The organism is Entomohabitans teleogrylli (genome assembly GCF_001484765.1).
Lineage (GTDB): Bacteria > Pseudomonadota > Gammaproteobacteria > Enterobacterales > Enterobacteriaceae > Entomohabitans > Entomohabitans teleogrylli.
Window position 1 is genome coordinate 136,268 of record NZ_KQ947376.1, and the last position, 15,535, is coordinate 151,802.

The window sequence follows — 15,535 nt, forward strand, 5'->3', positions numbered from 1 at the left end:
CGCCGCCGCGGGGCTACTGATTACCATTGATAGCTGATGAACACTTTGCCGCTGCGGCCGTCCCGGGGGATACCCTGCGGCGACCAGTAACGTTTATCAAACGCATTGCCGAGCGCCAGCGTGGTGGTCAGGCCCTGCAGGCTTTGCTGCCCGCGGTAGCTGACATAGAAATCGTGGACCGCGTAGCCGGGCTGCTCGCGGTAACTGCTGCTGATATGGTGGGATCGCGCCGCATAAATACCGTTCCAGCCCACGGAAAAACCGCTGTGCGCCAGCGGAATATCCAACTGGCTGGTGACGGTGTCCGGATTGAGGCTTGAGATCCACTCGCCGGTGGCGGTGTCTTTACCGCGGGTGCGGTTCCAGGCCAGTTGCAGGCTGAATGGATCGGCGCTGTATTTGGCCATCACGTCCCAGCCCCAGATCTTCGCCCGCGGAACGTTGTAAGACATGGTGGTGGCTTTGGCGAAATTGACCTGAGTGGCGATATAGTCTTTGGCCCGGGTGTCAAAGTAGCTGGCTTTCAGCTCCAGACCATCGTTGTCAAGCATCAGGTTGTCGAAACGCAGTCCGAGGCCGTACTCCTGAGTGGCGTTGGTTTCCGGCCGCAACGCCGGATTTGGCACCCAGTAGTTCGTGTAGAAGCTGCCGATGGAGAAATGTTTCGCGTCGTTATACATCTCGCCCATGGTCGGCGCCCGGAAGGCCTGGGCATAGGAGCCAAACATCATCAGCCAGTCCGTTGGCGTGATGGACAGCGCCGCCCGGGAAGACCATTTATCGGCATCAACGTCGGCATAGCCGCTGCTGCTGCCGCGATAGTTGTCGTAGCGGGCGCCAGCGATCGCTGAGATTGGCAGATTGCGCAGAGTGATTTCATCCTGCAGCCAGCCGGAGCTGAAATTAATTCTGGCGTCCGGAAAACCGCTGGCGGCGCCGTCCGGTCGCTGCTGCTGGCGGTAATATTCCCCGCCCCAGGTCAGCAGGTGGCTGGCGGGACTGGCGCTGAATAACTGGCTGCGGTTTTCCAGCCGCACGCCTTTGGTGGTCTGTGTGCGAAATTCGCTGCGGTTTGCCGCGGTCCGGGCGTTAATCCGCGCTTGCGACCAGTAGGTGGTGAGGTCGGCATTTAAGCCGTCGTTATCCTGTGGGCTGAGCCGGTATTTCAGTTGGGCGTCGCGCTGGATGGTGGAACGATCGACCATCGGGTTGCTGGGGCCTGATGCCGCGCTGGTCTGCGGGTTTTTCGGCTCCTGAGCGCGGTTGTTGTAGTAACGTAATGAGCCGCTCAGGGATTGACCGCTATCGGGACGCCAGGTGCCTTTGGCCAGCATATTATTGATGTTTTCATCATTCGGGGCGCTGAAACCGTCGCTCTGGCGCAGGTCGCCGCGATCGCGCCCTGACCAGGCGAGCAGGCCGTCGAGCTGGTCGCCGCGACCAAAAGCGCTGACGCCCGTGCCGAGGCTATGGTCCCCGGTCGCGCCGCTGGCGAATACCCGATAGCCGCTGCTGCGCCCGTTTTCCAGCAGATCGGCGGCGTCGACGGTATCAAACGCCACCACGCCGCCGAGGGCGCCGCTGCCGTACAGCAGCGCCGACGGACCGCGCACCACTTCAACGCGTTTGATTAACGCCGGATCGAGGAAGGTACTGTTCAGATGCCCGGTATCGGTTCCCTGGCGTACGCCATCCACCAGTACCAGTACGCCGCGGCGATCGTATCCGCGCAGGTTGATGTCCTGACCGTTAGTGCGGCCGGTACCGTCAAGGGTGATGCCGGGTACGCTGCGCAGCATGTCGGCGGCGGAGCTGGCGGTTTCTCCCTGCGGGCTGTTGGCATCAATCACGCTGACCATCATCGGCGCTTCAAAGCTACTGCGAACGTTGCCGGTGGCGGTGATAGTCATCTGGTCTTCGTCGGCCGACCAGGCACAGCCGGAGGTGATGGCGAAGGCAAGGGCGGACACACGAAGTCCGCTGCTGTGCGGAAGCATAAGCAACTCTCCTGAATGAAAATTAAGAAAGTGCTGGCTGCCTGGGGATGACCTGGGTGGCTGGCAAGGGGTTATTATTTAGTCAGAATCAGTTTCCCCGCCTGAGTCTGGCGCAGAACATAATGCTGACCTTCATGGCTAATGATGATCCGGTCTTCATCGCCTAATAAGGTTTTACTGTCTATCTGGCGCGGCGCCGGGTTTGTCCAGGACGCATGTGGCTTTCCGCCGGAGATAATCTTTTCCATAAGCATTTAAATAATTTTCATTATGACAATGATAATCATTATCAACAAATGGCGCGCCAGCATCAAGACATATCTGTGATGAAATTGTGAAGAGATCAAATTACCCCCCAGGTGGGACATGGTCGGTAATTTGATCTCAGCAGCAAAGCGGCTATTGCAGCGCCTGGGCCAACAGCGTCAGCGGGTGTTCGCAGCGTTTGCTGGTGGACATTTCAATCTGCCACTTGCAGGTTTCGCAGTCGGTGATCACCAGATCCGCGCCACTGCTTTCAATTTGCCGGAACAGCGGCGCGCCAATTCCCTGAGCGGTGGGGTAGTTTTCGGATTTAAATCCGTAGGTGCCGGCGATGCCGCAGCACTGTGAATCCAGCACTTGTAGTTCCAGACCGGGGATCGCGCGCAACAGCTCCAGGGTATACACCGACCAGCCCAGTTTTTCCATATGGCAGGGAGTGTGATACACCACTTTCAGCGGGGTGGTTTTCAGCGGCAGCGAGCGGCCCTGCTCGCGCAAACGCCACAGGTAGCGGGTGGCCAGCTCAATCCGATCGCGCAGCGGCGTGGTATCGACATCCAGCACGTTGGGGTATTCATCGCGCAGGGTGAAAGTGCAGGTGGACGAGGTGGCGATTACCGGCAGATGGCGTTGTTCGATAGCCTCCGACAATGCCTGAGCGTTACAGCGCGCCTGCTTCTGCGCTTTTTCAATAAAGCCGTTGGCGATCAGCGGAACGCCGCAGCATTTCTCTTTTTTCAGTAACTGCACCCCGATGCCAAGGGCATTAAAAATGGCGAGCAGCGCTTTGCCCAGCGCCGGGTTGTTGTAATTCACGTAGCAACCGTGGAAAAACGCCACCTGTTCGCTGAAGCGCGCCTGAGCGCTGGCCTGACGGCGATACCACTGGCGAAAAGTGCCGAAGGAATATTTCGGCAGCGTGCGCCGGTGATCGATGCGCAGCGCGCTGTCCAGCAGTTTGCGCACCGGCTGCAGGGCGGTCGTTGCGTTGACCAGCGGCGCGAATGGCGTGGAGACCGACCCCATCAGATCGGTATGGCTGAGGATGGTGTCGCGCAGGGAAAACTGCCGGGTGGCGTACTTCGCCCGGGCGCGCTGGATAATGTCTCCCGGGTTGACGTCGGACGGGCAGGCAACCTCGCAGCGTTTACAGTTAGTGCAATATTTCAGGGCTTCGTCGTATAACGCCGCGTCCTTCAGGCGCAGGCGCTCGCCGTCCGGCCCGGCCTGCTTGGGGCCCGGGTAGGCGGGGTTCACCCGGCTGACCGGGCAGGCGGTGGTGCAGATAGTGCATTTGATGCAGCTTTCAAAGCTGTTGTCATTGAAACCTTTCATAACTCTGTTCCTCCGGCGCCGAGGATGCGCTCTGCGGCATGCAGCGCCGTGACGGCGCAAACGCCGCCGCCGCAGCCCTGAGCGATAGGATCATAGCCGGCGAGTACTGAACCAATCGCCAGCAGCCCGGGTTGCGCCGCGCCGCGAAGGGTCGGCTGCAGGCGGGCATCCACCTGAACCCCGAACTGCTGCCAGGGTTGAGGTTTAAAGAAATCGGTCTGATACCAGTCGCTGCGGCTGGCGCTCTGTGCCACGTCCAGTCCCATGATCGCTTCGCGTACCCCGCTGCGATCGGCAATTAATCCATTACTGAAGAAACTACCGCTGGCCAGCACCACATGCTGGCTGCGCAGGGTGATATCGCCGTGATTGCGGGTTTCCACGGCAATCGGTTCGCCTGGGTTGACGGTGATGCGCCGCACTTCGTCGCCGGGCATCAGCGTGCCGCCCAGCGCGCGAAAGCGCCGCTCCAGGGCGCGCTGCATCCGCAGCCCCGGTACCGAAGGCGGCAGGGTTGGCAGCAGATACAGCGGGCAGGGGAGTTGCTGGTTCAGCCAGTGCCACTGCTGGTCATCTTCCAGCCCGAGGCAGGCGGGCATCAGCAGAGCATCGGTGTCCCGGGCCAGCGGCAGCAGTTCCTCAACCAGCGCGGCCAGCACGTCCGGCTGTTCGAGGTTACGGGCGATATGTACGGCGCGGAACTCACCGGCGTGCAGGCGCAGCGGGTCGAGAGCCGGTAGCTGTAATTCCGCAGTACGGGTGACAATGCCGCGCTTCGCCAGCGAACTGGCGACAAACTCTGGCTGAAAATCGAGAAATCCGGCGATGCCCGCGATGGTTACATCCCGCCACGCCAGGGGCTGGCGCGGGACTTCCGGCGGGCTTAGCCAGGCGCCGCGGGTGGTGCCCAGCGGCGTCAGGCGCTGGTGACTGAGGGCCGTTTCGCCCTGTAGCGTCAGCCCGCAGCGTGCGAGTAAGGCGGCAGCGTCGGCGGCGTAACCGAAAACCCGATCGGCGCCGAGCAGTGAATAGGGATGCTGCGGCGCCTGGCGGCTCAGCGTTTCCAGACCGGCCCGGATATCGGTGACCGGCTGGCCGTCCGGCAGACGCGACAGCAGATCCAGCGAGCCGGAGGAGAAAAGCAGCGCGCTCTGCCCGCGGCTGACAATGGCGCAGCGCTTACCGGCTTCGGCGAGACGAATGCCGCACATCAAACCGGCCAGTCCGCCGCCGGTGATTATCGCATCAAATTTCATCGTGCTCTTCCTCCTCCAGGCCGCACAGCCCCTGGTAAACCCAGCGGGTGAATTCGCTTTCACGCAGCGCATCTCCCCAGGCCACCGGTTGAATACCTTTCCAGCGTTCATTCAGAAATTGCGATAGCTGCGCGATCGACTGTTGTGCCGTGGCGACGTTGAAACGCTGCAACAGGCCGGCGGCCCGGCAGGCGCACAGCTCCCCCTGGCAGGGCCCCATTCCTACCCGGGTGCGGCGGCGCAAATCGGAGAGCGAGTGGACCCCCAGCGTCTGTACCGCATAATGTACTTCGCCGGCGCTCACCGACTCACATTCGCACACCAGACTCCGGCCTGCTTTGTCATCGTGCAGCCAGTTTGCCGTCCGGTCGCCGTGGCGATAGACCGCCGAGCCGCGCAACGGAGCGGGCAGGGAGATGATTTTTTGCAGCGTTTTTTCACTGCTTTCCCGGGAGCCGGGCAGCGGTTCGCTGGCGGTGGTACACCGGGTGGTATTGCCGAGCTTGTTACATACCGCGTCGGTGGCCCATTCCGCCATCAGGCGATAGGTCATCAGCTTACCGCCGGTAATGGTGATAAAGCCTTCCAGACCGTCCCGGGCGGCGTGATCGAGCAGTACGATACCGCGGCTGACGTTGCGCCCGCTGGGATCGTCGTCGCTGGCTACCAGCGGCCGCACGCCGGCATAGGCACGCAAAATACGCGTGGATAGCATGCGCGGCGACAGCCTGGCCCCTTCGCGGATCAAAATATCCACTTCCTGCGCCGTCACCCGGGTATTGTCGATCTGGTCATAATCAATGTGGGTCGAGGTGGTCCCGATCAGCGAAATGGTATCGCCCGGTACCAGAATATCGGCGTCGGCGGGTTTACGGCAGCGATTAATTACGTGTTGATTAATGCGGTGGCCGAGAATCAGCAGCGCTCCTTTGGCCGGGAACATACGTACGCTCAATTCGGCGTATTCGGCGATATGCTGCCCCCAGATACCGGCGGCATTCACCACCACCGGAGCATGGATTTCCCGGGTGATGCGCTGCTGGTGGTCGAAAACGCGCACGCCGGTTACGCGATCGCCGGCGCGTAACAGCCCGGTAACCTCATGATGGGTAAATATTCGCGCTCCGTGCTCTCTGGCGTCGAGCATATTGGCGGTGGTGAGACGGAAAGGATCGACGGTGCCGTCAGGCACTCGCACCGCGCCGGTCAGTTCAGGATTGACGCCGGGTTCAATGCGCAGAGCCTCCTGCGGGTCGATAGCCTTGGCATCGATGCCGGCCTGCTGGCAGGCGCTGATAAAGGTACTCTGCCAGGCCAGATCGTCTTCCGGCAGGGTAATGAACAGGCCGTCGGTAGATTCAATACAGTGGCGGGCGATACGCTTGAGAATGCGGTTCTCTTCGATACATTCGCGCGCGGATTCGCTATCGGTGACAGCGTAACGCGCGCCGCTGTGCAGCAGGCCGTGGTTGCGCCCGGTGGCGCCGGTCGCGATATCGTGGCGCTCCAGCAGAATCGCCCGTAAGCCGCGCCGCGCGCAATCCCTGGCCATTCCAGCCCCTGTGGCTCCGCCGCCAATGATGATGACGTCGGCATCAGTATGGTCGAAATTCACCATCGTTATTCCTCCGGAACGAAAAATCTTCCTTATTAAGCCACACTTTTACTGCGGATTGTTTGATATAGCGCGTTTTTGAGTGAAAACGAAAATAAATTGTGATGTTGTGCTCATTTTATGTTCGTTTGAAATAAATCCGTAACATTCTGTGCGATGTTTCACAGTATGTGCGGTGGCGTTTATCTACTATCAGGCCGGAAATATGAACATTGCGAATGGTTTATTTTTCTTTATCTGTTTTATTGATAATTTTAAAAAACGGCCACGGAGGCTTTTATGTTGAGTATCTTCCGACCCGCAGCGCACAAAGCTCGGCTCCCCGCCGACCAGGTCGATCCGGTCTATCGCCGTCTGCGTTGGCAAATTTTCATGGGGATCTTTTTTGGTTACGCCGCTTACTATTTGGTGCGTAAAAACTTTGCGCTGGCCATGCCGTATCTGGTGGAACAGGGCTTCTCCCGTGGCGATCTCGGTTTCGCTTTGTCCGGTATCTCGATTGCGTATGGATTTTCGAAATTCATTATGGGATCGGTTTCTGATCGCTCGAATCCGCGCATTTTCCTGCCGGCCGGGTTGATTCTGGCTTCTGCGGTGATGTTGTTTATGGGCTTTGTGCCCTGGGCAACCTCCAGCATTATGGTCATGTTTGTGCTGCTGTTTTTCTGTGGCTGGTTCCAGGGGATGGGGTGGCCGCCGTGCGGGCGCACCATGGTGCACTGGTGGTCCCAGAAAGAGCGCGGCGGTATTGTATCGGTATGGAACTGCGCCCATAACGTCGGCGGCGGTATCCCGCCACTGCTGTTCCTGCTTGGGATGGCCTGGTTTAACGACTGGCACGCGGCGCTGTATATGCCAGCTTTCGCGGCGATTCTGGTGGCGCTCATCGCCTTCGCTCTGATGCGCGATACCCCGCAGTCCTGCGGTCTGCCGCCGATTGAGGAGTACAAAAACGACTATCCGGACGACTACAGCGAGAAAGACGAACAGGAACTGACGGCGAAGCAGATTTTCATGCAGTATGTGTTCCCGAACCGCCTGCTGTGGTACATCGCCATCGCCAACGTGTTTGTTTACCTGCTGCGCTACGGCATCCTCGACTGGTCGCCGACCTACCTGAAAGAGGTGAAACACTTCGCGCTGGATAAATCCTCCTGGGCTTACTTCCTGTACGAATATGCCGGTATTCCGGGCACCCTAATCTGCGGCTGGATGTCGGATAAAGTGTTTAAAGGCAACCGCGGCGCGACCGGGGTGTTCTTTATGATTCTGGTGACTATCGCCACCGTTGTGTACTGGCTCAACCCGCCGGGCAACCCGGGGGTAGATATGGCCTGTATGATCGTGATCGGCTTCCTGATTTACGGTCCGGTGATGCTGATTGGTCTGCATGCGCTGGAACTGGCGCCGAAGAAAGCGGCGGGTACGGCGGCGGGCTTTACCGGGCTGTTCGGTTATCTGGGCGGGTCGGTGGCGGCCAGCGCCATTGTGGGTTATACCGTTGACTTCTTTGGCTGGGACGGCGGCTTTATCGTGATGATCGGCGGCAGTGTGCTGGCGGTACTCCTGCTGATCGTGGTGATGATCGGCGAGAAAAAGCATCATGAAGAGATGACGGCTAACCGCGGTTAAAAGACGCCCTTCGCGTTACCCTGTCAGCCCCCGCACTGTGCTGCGGGGGCTGATGTTTTCAGAAGCGGCTCTCCACCGTATCGGCAAGCATCGCCAGCAGCGTTTCGCTATCTTCCCAGTTCAGGCATGGGTCGGTGATCGACTGGCCCCAGGTCAGCGGCTGGCCGGCGATGATAGGCTGGGTCCCTTCCTGTAGGAAACTTTCCGCCATAATGCCGGCGACCGACCGCGAACCGGCGCGAATCTGCCGGCAGATCTCTTCCCCGACCTGCAACTGACGTTTGTGCTGCTTCTGGCAGTTGCCGTGGCTGAAATCCACCACCAGGCGCTGCGGCAGATCGTGCTCGGCCAGCGACTGGCAGGCGGCGGCGATATCCGCGGCATGGTAATTCGGGGTTTTACCGCCGCGCATAATCACATGGCCATATGGATTGCCGCTGGTCTGGTAGATGGTCATCTGGCCGTGCTTATCCGGGGAAAGGAACATATGGCTGGCCCGCGAGGCGCGAATGGCGTCGATAGCGATACGAATATTGCCGTCGGTGCCGTTTTTGAATCCCACCGGGCAGGAGAGCGCCGATGCCATTTCCCGGTGGATTTGGCTTTCGGTGGTGCGGGCGCCGATGGCCCCCCAACTGATCAGATCGGCAAGATACTGGCCGATGACCATATCGAGAAATTCGGTGGCGGTCGGGACGGCCATTTCGTTGATTTGTAGCAGCAGGCGCCGGGCCAGTTCGATGCCGTGGTTAACCCGGTAGCTGCCGTTGAGATCGGGATCGGAAATCAGCCCTTTCCAGCCCACCACGGTGCGCGGTTTTTCAAAGTAGGTGCGCATGACGATTTCCAGCCGCGACTGGTAGCGGTCGCGCATGGTCCGAATGCGCCGCGCATAGTCCAGCGCGGCGTCGGGATCGTGAATCGAACAGGGACCTATAATCACCAGCAGGCGCGCATCGTCGCCGTAAAGAATCTTTTCAATGCGCCGCCGGGAAAGCGTGACGTGCTCAGCCACCGCCGGGGAAACCGGGCTGCGCTGCGCCAGCTCCGCCGGGGTGATCAGGTTTTCTATGCGCGCGGTGCGCAATTCATCGGTTTTATTCATTGGGTGTCTCAGAAACAGGTGCTTCGCGGCGCCAGGTATGGCGGGAAGTGATGGCGATCACGATAAACCAATCCATGCCAAATTCAAGCGCGGGGACAGATTCATCTGCCGTATGCCGGACACCCTAACATATTTAATCGCACCTTTGTACTAGTTTATCAGTACATGCGCCGGTTCAGACCCATAATATCGAGAATTTTGGTGGCGATCTCTTCGACGGAATAGTTGGTACTGTTGATGTAGCGAATCTGGTTTTTGCGGTACAGCGCTTCTACCTCCGCCACTTCCATCCGGCACTGGCGCATCGAGGCATAGCGGCTATTTTCCCGGCGCTCTTCGCGGATAGCAGCCAGCCGCTCCGGGTTGATGGTGAGGCCAAACAGCTTGTGCTGCAGCGGTTTGAGCACCGCCGGCAATTGTAGGTTATCCATATCGTCGGCGATAAAGGGGTAGTTGGCGGCGCGAATACCGAACTGCATCGCCAGATACAGGCTGGTCGGGGTTTTACCGCAGCGCGACACCCCCAGCAGAATCACCTGCGCCTGATCGAGATTGCGCATTGAGATGCCGTCGTCATGGGCGAGGGTGTAATCGATCGCCGCAATACGCGCGTCGTATTTGTTGATGTTCGCCGGGTTCAGCCCGTGGGTGCGATGGGCGACCGGCAGCGGATCGAGCTTCAGCTCCTGCTGCAGCGGCGCCACCAGCGCCTGAACGATATCCTGGCAGAACCCTTCGCTGTTAAGAATAATGGCGCGAATTTCCGGCATGATGATCGAGTAAAACACCAGCGGCCGCACGCCGGTTTGCTGGTAGATAGCGTCGATCTGTTCTTTTACCGCCCGGGCGCGGTTTTCGTTTTCCACAAACGGCAGCGTGACGCTGTTCACGCTCACCGGAAACTGCGACATCACCGCGTGGCCCAGCACTTCGGCGGTGATTGCCGTTCCGTCGGAAATATAGAATACATGGCGGTCAACATTATTATCCATTAGTCGATCCTGAATGGCTGAAAGGTGAGTTCAAGCATAAAATAAAAGTCTGAGCGACGTCTCTTTTTGTTGTGATTTTTGTAAATGAAATAACGTTTTTATTTTTTATGAAAAGGGTATTTCACTTCAATGAGAGCGTGTAACATTTTTTTCTCTTTACTATTTGTGTGGTTAATCAATTAGTTAATTGAAAAAATAGCGAGTCGGAAAAGTGACTAATTTTAATTTGCTTGAACGATTCACCGTTTTCCCCGGCGCCTGAATTATGCCAGGCTAAATATGTAGTCTGCTGTTTTGGTACCCATTCATATATCACAAAAGGATTGTTTCGATGTCCAATAATGGCTCGTCACCGCTGGTGCTTTGGTACAACCAACTCGGTATGAATGATGTGGAGAAGGTTGGCGGCAAAAATGCCTCCCTGGGAGAGATGATTACCAATCTTTCCGGGATGGGTGTTTCCGTGCCGAACGGCTTTGCCACTACCGCCGGGGCGTTTGACCAGTTTCTTGACCAGAGTGGTGTAAACCAGCGTATTTATGAATTGCTGGATAAAACCAACATAGATGATGTGTCTGAACTGGCGAAAGCCGGGGCGCAAATCCGCCAGTGGATCATCGACACACCGTTCCAGCCCGCGCTGGAAGAGGCGATCCGTGAGGCTTATCAATTACTTTCCGCCGACGATGCCGACGCCTCGTTTGCGGTACGCTCCTCCGCCACCGCGGAAGATATGCCGGATGCCTCGTTTGCCGGCCAGCAGGAAACTTTCCTTAATGTGCAGGGTATCGATGCGGTGATGGTGGCGGTGAAGCACGTCTTCGCTTCGCTGTTTAACGATCGCGCAATCTCTTACCGGGTGCATCAGGGCTATGACCATCGCGGCGTGGCGCTGTCCGCCGGTATCCAGCGCATGGTGCGCTCCGATGTCGGCGCCGCCGGGGTGATGTTCTCTATCGATACCGAATCCGGCTTCGACCAGGTGGTGTTTATCACCGGCGCCTGGGGGCTGGGAGAGATGGTGGTACAAGGGGCGGTCAACCCGGACGAATTCTATGTCCATAAACCGACGCTGGAAGCCGGCCGGCCAGCGGTGGTGCGCCGTACCATGGGTTCCAAAAAAATCCGCATGGTGTATGCCAACACGCAGGAACACGGTAAACAGGTGCGGATTGAAGATGTCCCGCAGGCCGACCGCGATCGTTTCTGCCTCAGCGACGCTGAGGTCCAGGAGCTGGCGAAGCAGGCGGTGCAGATTGAAAAACATTATGGTCGCCCGATGGATATCGAGTGGGCCAAAGATGGCCATACCGGCAAGCTGTACATCGTCCAGGCGCGTCCTGAGACGGTGCGCTCCCGTGGCCAGGTGATGGAGCGTTACACGCTGCATGCCCAGGGTAAAATCATCGCCGAAGGGCGCGCTATCGGGCACCGCATCGGCGCCGGCCCGGTGAAAGTGATCCACGACATCGGCGAGATGAACCGTATTGAGCCGGGTGACGTACTGGTCACCGATATGACCGACCCGGACTGGGAGCCAATCATGAAGAAAGCGGCGGCGATTGTCACCAACCGCGGCGGGCGAACCTGTCACGCGGCGATTATTGCCCGCGAGCTGGGGATCCCGGCGGTGGTCGGCTGCGGCGACGCCACCGAGCGTATGAGCGAGGGCCAGCAGGTGACGGTCTCCTGCGCGGAAGGCGACACCGGCTACGTGTACGCCGAGCTGCTGGATTTCAGCGTCAAAAGCTCCAGCGTCGACACCATGCCGGACCTGCCGCTGAAAATCATGATGAACGTCGGCAACCCGGATCGCGCTTTTGATTTTGCCTGTCTGCCCAATGAAGGGGTCGGTCTGGCGCGTCTTGAGTTTATTATCAACCGCATGATCGGCGTGCATCCGCGCGCGCTGCTGGAGTTCGACCAGCAGGAGCCGGCGCTGCAGAATGAAATTCGCGAGATGATGAAAGGCTATGACTCGCCGAAAGCGTTCTATGTCGGTCGGCTGTCGGAAGGGATCGCCACTCTGGGGGCCGCGTTCTGGCCGAAGCGGGTGATTGTGCGCCTCTCTGACTTCAAATCTAACGAATACGCCAATCTGGTGGGCGGCGAGCGCTACGAGCCGGAGGAAGAAAACCCGATGCTTGGTTTCCGCGGCGCCGGACGTTATGTCTCGGATAGTTTCCGCGACTGTTTTGCGCTGGAGTGCGACGCTGTGAAGCGGGTGCGCAATGAGATGGGGCTGACCAACGTTGAGATCATGATCCCCTTTGTGCGCACTGTCGAACAGGCGAAAGCGGTGGTGGACGAGCTGGCGCGTCAGGGGCTGAAGCGCGGTGAGAATGGGCTGAAAGTCATCATGATGTGTGAGATTCCTTCCAATGCGCTGTTGGCGGAACAGTTCCTGGAGTACTTTGATGGCTTCTCTATCGGCTCCAACGATATGACCCAGCTAACGCTGGGGCTGGATCGCGACTCCGGTGTGGTCTCCGAGCTGTTCGATGAGCGTAACGCGGCGGTGAAAGCGCTGCTGGCGATGGCGATTCGCGCGGCTAAAAAGCAGGGGAAATACGTGGGTATTTGCGGACAGGGTCCGTCGGACCACGAAGACTTTGCCGCCTGGCTGATGGAAGAAGGCATCGACAGCCTGTCCCTGAACCCGGATACCGTGGTGCAGACCTGGCTGAGTCTGGCTGAACAACAATAAGCTATTCGCGTCGCGCGCGGCGCGCACTGGCTGTTACGGATAACGCCCTGGAGAGCAAAACTCTGCAGGGCGTTTTGCTGTCAAATCCAGGGCCCCTGTGATGAGCAGATGATTGTTGTTGCAAGTGGGTCAGAAATTTCATTCCTGCGAGATATTTTCTCGCGACAGCATACCGCTGAAAAGTTTCAGCTATCGATAGCGTGTTAATAATAATGTAGTACATTGTCGCAATTTAAATGAATTTGCCCCAGGTCATGGCAAGGCTAAAAAAATAAAATGAACCGGGAAATTGGCAAGTTTGGCTATTGTTCCCGGTAACCGCCTTTCCAATACTGACGGTCATTAACGGTGGCGCACTACGCGACCGGATACCAGGCCTGTAATTTCTAAAGGTGGGTGATAATGACCATGTCCAGTGAACCTTCTCGCCAGACGCCGCGTTTTTCGACGACGTTTAATTCTGCGTTATATCATTTTTTACAGCACCTGCAGCGGGATGCGGTAAAAAGCGGCTTTGATTATGGCCCGCTGGCGTTTGCCAGTAAGCGGGTGAAAAATTGTAGTGGAGAGGTGATCGTCACGCTGGAGGTGGTCAATCGCCAGACCTGTAAGGTTAATGAAATTGTGCGTCTGTATGTGTGCGATAAGACCGCGCAGCCGGGGCGGCTGGTACATGCGCTGAAAGGCTTCCAGCCCGTGGAGCTGGAGGCCGGGGAGAAGGCGCGTCTGACTTTCCGCATTCCGGTTGATATGCTGAGCGTGACAGGCGATGACGGCCGGCGGTGGGTACGTTCCTCGACGCTGGAGTTTCGTGTCGGCACGTCGGGGATGGACATTCGCAGTAGCGGAGAGGTCACTCTTGAGGGGCCGGACCGGATCCTTGATACGCCGGGGCGCTGCGTCAGTTTATGTGAGGTGTGGCAGGAAACCCGGAGATAAAAAAAAGCCCATCACGGGAGATGGGCAAAGACTACACACAGCAATTCGTTGTTTCATCTCAGGAGATATCCTGGCTTATAAATCAATGCATTGATTTATAACGATGGGATTAATACTAGGCACCTCATTACGTTGCGTCGATCGGATTCGTCTCAATAGTTAACTGCTAATAGCCAATCTGTCGATATTTCATCGGCCCTGAAATTATTTGGTGGGATAAACTGCTGAATGGTGAATATAGCCGTTAGATCTGTCTTAGTTATTTTTTCGCCCGGTTTTTACGCCATAAAAAAACCGGCCCGCAATCTCTATACGGGCCGGTCTTTTAAAATCGCATCACTGCTCAGTAGTAGTGGTGGTGCTCGGCTCGGCGTCTTCGAGGATCTCCACCACTGCGCTGGGGTCTTCCTCAGGCATCGGGGTTTCATTCACCCATACCGCGTAAAGCCTGTAAGAGACGGCCAGCAGTACCGGGCCGATAAACAGACCAATCATCCCGAAAGCGATTAATCCCCCGATAACCCCGGAGAGGATCAGCACCATTGGCAGGTCGGCGCCCATACGAATCAATACCGGGCGGATAACGTTGTCGAGCGTCCCGACCACGCAACTCCATACCAGCAGTACCGTGCCCCATGTGGTATCCCCGCTCCAGTACAGCCAGATGATGGCCGGCACCAGCACCGGTAGCGGGCCAATCTGTACCAGGCAGCAGAAGATCATAACCACGGTGAGCAGCGTAGCATAAGGAATACCAGAGACAGCCAGGCCAATACCGCCGAGGATCCCCTGTACCAGCGCCGTTACCACCACGCCCAGCGCCACCGCGCGGATGGCCTGCGCCGCCAGAATAATCGCCGCGTCGCCGCGCACGCCGGCCAGACGGTAGGCAAAGTGGCGGAACCCCCGGGCAACGCTTTCGCCGCGCCAGTACAGCAGGGCGCTGAATAGTAGCATCAGACCACAGTGCACCACAAAACTGCCGACGTGAGCGACCTGGCCGACAAACCAACTGGTGGTGGTGCCGACATAGGGGCGCACTTTGGCCATCAGCGCGCTACCGCCGCTGTTGACCATGCTATTCCAGCTACTGTAAAGCTTGTCGCCGACCAGTGGAACGCTGTGCAGCCATTCGAAAGTCGGCGGCGTCATATTGCCGGAAGTCACCCACTTGATCAGCGGCGCGCTGTTCTCCACCAGGCTGTTAACCAGCATGGCAATCGGGATGATGAACAGCAGGATCAGCAGGAATGTCATCACCAGTACGGCCAGCGAACGCCGTCCCCACAGGGCGCGCTGTAGACGCAGCAGCAGCGGCCAGGTGGCGATAACCACTGTGCCGGCCCAGGCAAATCCCAGGATAAATGGCTGCACCACCCAGAAACAGGCGACGATCATCAGGGCGAGAAACAGTACGGACAGCAAAATACGTGGAACGTCCACGGGCTGACGGAGTTCGGTCATAAACCTCGATTACCTTATCTAAAGCGCCGCAGCGCGGGAAGCCAATAAGCCACGGAACTGATTGTAGTGAATTTTATCGGTAGTGCGCCACTGGCGCAGCGCTGGAGAAAAGATTTCAGGATAATCATATAAAGCGGTTGGCGGGTTAAAGAGAATAGCGCGCCCCCTGGAAAAATGTGATACAACCTTGAGTGCGCTACGCAAACGATAAAACACAACATGTATTCCT

General features: G+C 58.0%; 12 protein-coding genes and 1 other RNA gene. 3 read left to right on the forward strand and 10 right to left on the reverse strand.

The genetic code is table 11. The features are described from left to right. Positions 1–20 precede the first annotated feature (20 nt). The 5 genes from AQ981_RS00685 to glpA form a co-directional block, all read right to left on the reverse strand. Entirely contained in the window at positions 21–1,997 is a 1,977-nt protein-coding gene (locus tag AQ981_RS00685; protein WP_058909830.1) for a TonB-dependent hemoglobin/transferrin/lactoferrin family receptor, read from the reverse strand. 74 nt (positions 1,998–2,071) lie between these two features. Beyond that, positions 2,072–2,245, reverse strand: coding sequence for a hemin uptake protein HemP (gene hemP / locus AQ981_RS00690; protein ID WP_071608788.1), 174 nt, complete (start codon positions 2,243–2,245; stop codon positions 2,072–2,074). Between the two features lie 151 nt (positions 2,246–2,396). Continuing rightward, complete coding sequence (glpC, locus tag AQ981_RS00695) at positions 2,397–3,596, reverse strand: anaerobic glycerol-3-phosphate dehydrogenase subunit GlpC (protein WP_058909832.1); 1,200 nt, start codon at positions 3,594–3,596, stop codon at positions 2,397–2,399. Next, positions 3,593–4,852, reverse strand: coding sequence for a glycerol-3-phosphate dehydrogenase subunit GlpB (glpB, locus tag AQ981_RS00700; protein ID WP_058909833.1), 1,260 nt, complete (start codon positions 4,850–4,852; stop codon positions 3,593–3,595). The genes glpC and glpB overlap by 4 nt, the downstream gene beginning before the upstream one ends. Continuing rightward, complete coding sequence (glpA, locus tag AQ981_RS00705; protein WP_058909834.1) at positions 4,842–6,470, reverse strand: anaerobic glycerol-3-phosphate dehydrogenase subunit A; 1,629 nt, start codon at positions 6,468–6,470, stop codon at positions 4,842–4,844. The genes glpB and glpA overlap by 11 nt, the downstream gene beginning before the upstream one ends. Positions 6,471–6,746: 276 nt before the next feature. Here glpA and glpT point away from each other — a divergent pair, with 276 nt between their 5' ends. Beyond that, positions 6,747–8,099: a glycerol-3-phosphate transporter gene (gene glpT / locus AQ981_RS00710; protein ID WP_058909835.1), complete on the forward strand. Its 1,353-nt coding sequence runs from the start codon at positions 6,747–6,749 to the stop codon at positions 8,097–8,099. Between the two features lie 58 nt (positions 8,100–8,157). Here glpT and AQ981_RS00715 read toward each other — a convergent pair whose 3' ends face one another. Together AQ981_RS00715 and ppsR are read right to left on the reverse strand one after the other, a co-directional pair. Further along, positions 8,158–9,204, reverse strand: coding sequence for a 3-deoxy-7-phosphoheptulonate synthase (locus AQ981_RS00715; protein WP_058909836.1), 1,047 nt, complete (start codon positions 9,202–9,204; stop codon positions 8,158–8,160). A 158-nt stretch (positions 9,205–9,362) separates the two neighbouring features. After that, positions 9,363–10,196: a posphoenolpyruvate synthetase regulatory kinase/phosphorylase PpsR gene (gene ppsR, locus AQ981_RS00720; RefSeq protein WP_058909837.1), complete on the reverse strand. Its 834-nt coding sequence runs from the start codon at positions 10,194–10,196 to the stop codon at positions 9,363–9,365. 331 nt (positions 10,197–10,527) lie between these two features. Between ppsR and ppsA the strand changes: the two genes are divergently transcribed. Further along, entirely contained in the window at positions 10,528–12,903 is a 2,376-nt protein-coding gene (gene ppsA, locus AQ981_RS00725; RefSeq protein ID WP_058909838.1) for a phosphoenolpyruvate synthase, read from the forward strand. A 402-nt stretch (positions 12,904–13,305) separates the two neighbouring features. Continuing rightward, a complete protein-coding gene (locus AQ981_RS00730; RefSeq protein WP_058909839.1) occupies positions 13,306–13,842 on the forward strand; it encodes a fibronectin type III-like domain-contianing protein in 537 nt (178 codons plus the stop codon). Here AQ981_RS00730 and rprA read toward each other — a convergent pair. From rprA to AQ981_RS00740, 3 genes are all read right to left on the reverse strand, one after another. Then, an RNA gene (gene rprA, locus AQ981_RS25615) (antisense sRNA RprA) lies at positions 13,839–13,947 on the reverse strand. The genes AQ981_RS00730 and rprA overlap by 4 nt on opposite strands. Before the next feature lie 231 nt (positions 13,948–14,178). Beyond that, a complete protein-coding gene (gene ydiK / locus AQ981_RS00735; RefSeq protein ID WP_058909840.1) occupies positions 14,179–15,306 on the reverse strand; it encodes an AI-2E family transporter YdiK in 1,128 nt (375 codons plus the stop codon). A gap of 18 nt (positions 15,307–15,324) precedes the next feature. Then, positions 15,325–15,522 (reverse strand): hypothetical protein, encoded by a 198-nt coding sequence (locus AQ981_RS00740; RefSeq protein ID WP_058909841.1) that lies wholly within the window; start codon positions 15,520–15,522, stop codon positions 15,325–15,327. Between the last annotated feature and the right edge of the window lie 13 nt (positions 15,523–15,535).

Coding starts and splice junctions, on each gene's coding strand:
- AQ981_RS00685 (WP_058909830.1), bottom strand. CDS start 1,997: ATGCTTCCGCACAGCAGCGGACTTCGTGTGTCCGCCCTTGCCTTCGCC.
- hemP (WP_071608788.1), bottom strand. CDS start 2,245: ATGGAAAAGATTATCTCCGGCGGAAAGCCACATGCGTCCTGGACAAAC.
- glpC (WP_058909832.1), bottom strand. CDS start 3,596: ATGAAAGGTTTCAATGACAACAGCTTTGAAAGCTGCATCAAATGCACT.
- glpB (WP_058909833.1), bottom strand. CDS start 4,852: ATGAAATTTGATGCGATAATCACCGGCGGCGGACTGGCCGGTTTGATG.
- glpA (WP_058909834.1), bottom strand. CDS start 6,470: ATGGTGAATTTCGACCATACTGATGCCGACGTCATCATCATTGGCGGC.
- glpT (WP_058909835.1), top strand. CDS start 6,747: ATGTTGAGTATCTTCCGACCCGCAGCGCACAAAGCTCGGCTCCCCGCC.
- AQ981_RS00715 (WP_058909836.1), bottom strand. CDS start 9,204: ATGAATAAAACCGATGAATTGCGCACCGCGCGCATAGAAAACCTGATC.
- ppsR (WP_058909837.1), bottom strand. CDS start 10,196: ATGGATAATAATGTTGACCGCCATGTATTCTATATTTCCGACGGAACG.
- ppsA (WP_058909838.1), top strand. CDS start 10,528: ATGTCCAATAATGGCTCGTCACCGCTGGTGCTTTGGTACAACCAACTC.
- AQ981_RS00730 (WP_058909839.1), top strand. CDS start 13,306: ATGACCATGTCCAGTGAACCTTCTCGCCAGACGCCGCGTTTTTCGACG.
- ydiK (WP_058909840.1), bottom strand. CDS start 15,306: ATGACCGAACTCCGTCAGCCCGTGGACGTTCCACGTATTTTGCTGTCC.